The organism is Rhodococcus sp. ENV425 (assembly GCF_002887785.1).
Classification (GTDB): Bacteria; Actinomycetota; Actinomycetes; order Mycobacteriales; family Mycobacteriaceae; genus Rhodococcus; species Rhodococcus aetherivorans.
On record NZ_PCZU01000110.1, the window covers coordinates 1 to 699 of the forward strand.

General features: G+C 74.4%; 1 protein-coding gene. It reads left to right on the forward strand.

The features are described 5' to 3' along the window. Positions 1-237: 237 nt before the first annotated feature. Positions 238-699 (forward strand): DUF3097 domain-containing protein (locus CQZ88_RS30685; protein ID WP_258008516.1); only part of this gene is annotated, 462 nt, incomplete at its 3' end.

Consider the following 699-nt stretch of genomic DNA (forward strand, 5'->3'; position numbering starts at 1 on the left):
GCTCGTCGCGGGAGACCACCAGATGCATCGGCGCCCAGGCGTGCAGGGCGTCGATGACGTCGTCCGGTGCGGCGTGCCCGGCCAACCAGGAACCGGCCCACACCGTCAGGGTCTGACCGGGTGAACTCACGGTTTCCGAGCATAGGCGCCGTCCCGGCGACGGGGCCACGGCCGGTCGGCGTGCCCTCCCGCCGCTGCGGCCGCGGCGGCCCTAACGTGGCGGGCGTGAGTCCCGACATGTACGGCGGCGACATCTTCGCCGGCCATCCGCGCGCCCGTAAGCCCACGATCCCCGAGGTGCCCGCCGAGAAGGACCTGGTGGTCGAGGACGTCGCGTCCGGTTGGTGCGGTGCGATCGTCGGCATCGAACGCACCTACGACGGCGACTTCGTCCGGCTCGAGGACGCTTCGCGGTGCACCCGGCTGTTCGCGCTGCGCCCCGCCGCGTTCCTCCTCGACGGCCGGCCGGTGACGCTGGTGCGGCCCGCGCCGCGGCCGAGGGCGGGCGGCCCCACCCGGTCCGCGTCCGGGTCCACGAAGGTCGAGGGGTTGCGGGCGCGGGTCGCGCGCGGCAGCCGCATCTGGGTGGAGGGCGTGCACGACGCGGCCCTCGTCGAACGCGTGTGGGGGCACGATCTGCGCGTCGAGGGGGTCGTGGTCGAGCAACTCGAGGGCCTGGACAATCTCGGGGAGCGGCTC